Consider the following 3,785-nt stretch of genomic DNA (forward strand, 5'->3'; position numbering starts at 1 on the left):
CCCGAGGGCCGCGCCCTCCCGCGAGGGAAGGCACCCGGCGGACCCACCTGGGCAGTGTTCCGCCTCCATCGGTGGGCGCTGTGGCTGTGGACCGCCTACGTCCTCCTCGGGGCCGGGCTGCTCCTGTGGGCCTGGGGGACCATGGGCGACGACGCCGAGGTCCTGCTGGCGGCCTGCGAGACCGTCCGCGAGCCCCACCTCCGCTGCCCGAAAGAACTGCACGACATCTGGACCGTCTACGACGTCCTGCTGCGCCTGGGTCTCTTCGCCATCCTCGCCGCCCCCTTCCTGGTCGGTGGCTGGGCGGCCGCCTCACTGACCGCACGGGAGACGGAGACCGGCACCGCCGGCCTGGCCTGGACCCAGTCGGTGTCGCCCGCCCGCTGGCTCACCGCCAAGCTGGCACTGCCCGCCGTGGCCGTCACCGCGGGCATGACCCTGCTGCTCGCCCTGTACCGACCCGCCTTCGGGGCGGGCGCCGAGGTCCGTGACGCCGTCTGGTACGGAGGAGCTCCGCAGTGGTGGGGCGTGGACTTCTTCACCGCGATGGGCGTCATCGCCGTACCCCGGGCGCTGTGCGCCGTTGCCGTGGGCGTCCTGCTCGGTCTCCTGCTGAAGCGGACACTGGCATCGCTCGGCACCGGGCTGGTGTTGGCGGGCGCGGGCGCCCTGGCCTTCACGGTGGGGCGGCACCGGCTCTGGCCCGCCGAGTTCCGCCAGGGCTACACGCCGGACGCGCCGTCCCCCCTGTGGGACACCTCCGCCGGCGAATGGCCGCTGGACAGTGGCGCGGTCACCGGGTCGGGAGAGCGCGTCCCGTACGACTACGGCTGCCTGGACGCCGTCCTCGGCGACGACGGCCGATACGGCGACGCCGCGGAGTTCTACGCCTGCCTCAAGGCCGAGGGCTACCGGGACGTCTGGGCCAGCTACCACCCCAAGGGCCATTTCTGGCCCCTCCAGCTCGTGGAGTCCGGCATCTGGCTCGCCGTCGCCGCCCTCGCGGTCATCCTGTCGTACCGCGTCCTCCGGCGCCGTACCGCCTGACGCCTGGCAGCCAACTGCCCGTAACCCGGTATTCAGGCGCGCTTGAAACCCTTCCCCGGTGGTGAACACCCCTCCTACCGATGCCGGCGACCCGCCCCCCGAGGACCCCTCGGGGGGCGGGAGCACGTCCTCGACCCCGGCGAAGTCGCGCAAAGGCGGCGTGAGCAGGCGGAATGCTCACCTCCGGGTGCTTCCACGCGCCCGGTCCGACATGCCAATCGACGCCGCCACGCGGAACAATGGGGTCATGAGCGAGCCCAGTGCCCAGGACCCCAAGACCCAGGACCGCAGCGCCCGGAATTCCGGCACGCAGCTGTCGCAGGCCGCCGTCGGACTGATATCCGCGGGACACGCTGGACAGGAGCCCGCACCGCCGCGCCGGCCGCTCCGTGACGAGGAGCAGGAGGCCGGTCCGGACTTCGACGGTTACCAGGAGGTCCGCCAGGAGGACGGTCCGCTCCCCGAGGGCCGTTTCCTGGACCGTGAGCGCAGCTGGCTCGGCTTCAACGAACGCGTCCTCGAGCTCGCCGAGGACCCGAACACGCCGCTGCTGGAGCGCGCGAACTTCCTCGCGATCTTCGCCAGCAACCTGGACGAGTTCTTCATGGTCCGCGTCGCCGGTCTCAAGCGCCGCATCGCCACCGGCGTCGCCCAGCGCTCCGCCTCCGGGCTGCAGCCCCGCGAGGTGCTGGAGATGATCTGGGCCCGCTCCCGCGAGCTCATGGCCCGGCACGCCGCCTGCTTCCACGAGGACGTCGCCCCCGCGCTGGCCGACGAAGGCATCCACGTCGTGCGCTGGGCGGAGCTGACCGAGAAGGAGCAGGCGCGGCTCTTCACGCTCTTCCGTTCCAAGATCTTCCCGGTCCTCACGCCGCTCGCCGTGGACCCCGCGCACCCCTTCCCCTACATCTCCGGTCTCTCGCTCAACCTGGCCGTCGTGGTCCGCAACCCGGTCTCCGGCCACCGGCACTTCGCCCGGGTCAAGGTGCCGCCGTCGCTCTCCCGCTTCCTGGAGGCCTCCCCCGAGCGCTACGTCCCCATCGAGGACGTCATCTCCGCGCACCTGGAGGAGCTGTTCCCGGGCATGGAGGTGCTGCAGCACCACGCCTTCCGGATCACCCGCAACGAGGACCTGGAGGTCGAGGAGGACGACACCGAGAACCTCCTCAAGGCGCTGGAGAAGGAGCTCATGCGGCGCCGCTTCGGCCCGCCGGTGCGCCTGGAGGTCGAGGAGTCCATCGACCGGCACGTCCTGGACCTGCTGGTGCGCGAGCTGAAGATCACCGAGGCCGAGGTGTACCCGCTGCCCGGGCCGCTCGACCTCACCGGTCTCTTCGGCATCGCCGGCCTGGACCGCCCCGAGCTCAAGTACCGCAAGTTCATCGCGGGCACCCACCGCGACCTCGCCGAGGTGGAGTCCGCCTCCGCGCCCGACATCTTCGGCGCGCTGCGCGAGCGGGACGTGCTGCTGCACCACCCGTACGACTCCTTCTCCACCTCCGTCCAGACCTTCCTGGAGCAGGCCGCCGCCGACCCGGACGTGCTGGCCATCAAGCAGACGCTCTACCGCACCTCCGGCGACTCGCCGATCGTCGACGCCCTGATAGACGCGGCCGAGGCCGGCAAGCAGGTCCTCGTCCTGGTCGAGATCAAGGCACGCTTCGACGAGCAGGCCAACATCAAGTGGGCCCGCAAGCTGGAGGAGTCCGGCTGCCACGTCGTCTACGGCCTGGTCGGCCTGAAGACGCACTGCAAGCTGTCGCTGGTGGTGCGCCAGGAGGGCGACACCCTGCGCCGCTACTCGCACGTCGGCACCGGCAACTACCACCCCAAGACGGCCCGCCTCTACGAGGACCTCGGCCTGCTCACGGCGGACCAGCAGGTCGGCGCGGACCTCTCGGACCTGTTCAACCGGCTCTCCGGCTACTCACGCCGGGAGACCTACCGCCGGCTGCTGGTGGCGCCGAAGTCGCTGCGCGACGGGCTGGTCTCCCGCATCGGCAAGGAGATCCGCCACCACCGGGCCGGCCGGCCCGCGTACGTGCGGATCAAGGTCAACTCGATGGTCGACGAGGCGGTCATCGACGCCTGCTACCGCGCCTCCCAGGCGGGGGTGCCGGTGGACATCTGGGTCCGCGGCATCTGCGCGGTGCGGCCCGGAGTGCCGGGGCTCTCGGAGAACATCCGGGTCCGGTCGGTCCTCGGCCGGTTCCTGGAGCACTCGCGGATCTTCTCGTTCGCCAACGGCGGCGAGCCCGAGGTGTGGTTCGGCAGCGCCGACATGATGCACCGCAACCTCGACCGGCGCATCGAGGCGCTGGTCCGGGTCACCGACCCGACCCACCGGGCCACCCTCAACCGGTTCCTGGAGACCGGCATGTCCGACTCCACCTCGTCCTGGCACCTCGGCCCGGACGGCGAGTGGACCCGGCACTGCACGGACCCGGACGGGCGGGCGCTGCCCCATGTCCAGGAGATGCTCATCGACGCCCGGAGGCGCCGGCGTGGTCCAGCGACACCCTGACAGCGATGCCCTGGCGGCCTACCTGCGTGCGCAGGCCACCGAGTTCCTGCGCGCGCCCAAGGGGCTCGCCGCGGGCGGTGGCCCGGGCGGGGGCGGGGGCGCGGAGTGCGCGCCCGCCCTGCTCAGGGCCGCGCGCCGGATCGGGGCGACGCTGCACACCTTCCACGCCGCGCTCGACCCCGCCTGGTCCACGGCCTTACGGCGGGAGCTCGCC

General features: G+C 72.0%; 2 protein-coding genes and 1 pseudogene. All 3 read left to right on the top strand.

Translation table 11 applies throughout. From position 1 onward, the window contains the following. Positions 1-54: 54 nt before the first annotated feature. A complete protein-coding gene (locus ACOV8S_RS01805; protein WP_448315676.1) occupies positions 55-1,047 on the top strand; it encodes an ABC transporter permease in 993 nt (330 codons plus the stop codon). A gap of 247 nt (positions 1,048-1,294) precedes the next feature. After that, positions 1,295-3,571 carry an RNA degradosome polyphosphate kinase gene (locus tag ACOV8S_RS01810; protein WP_448315607.1) on the top strand — a complete coding sequence of 759 codons (2,277 nt, stop codon included), beginning with the start codon at positions 1,295-1,297 and terminating at the stop codon, positions 3,569-3,571. Continuing rightward, positions 3,513-3,785, top strand: a pseudogene (locus ACOV8S_RS01815) (CHAD domain-containing protein); the annotation flags it as partial. The gene ACOV8S_RS01810 and the pseudogene ACOV8S_RS01815, both read left to right, overlap by 59 nt.

Source organism: Streptomyces sp. CO7, assembly GCF_053474865.1.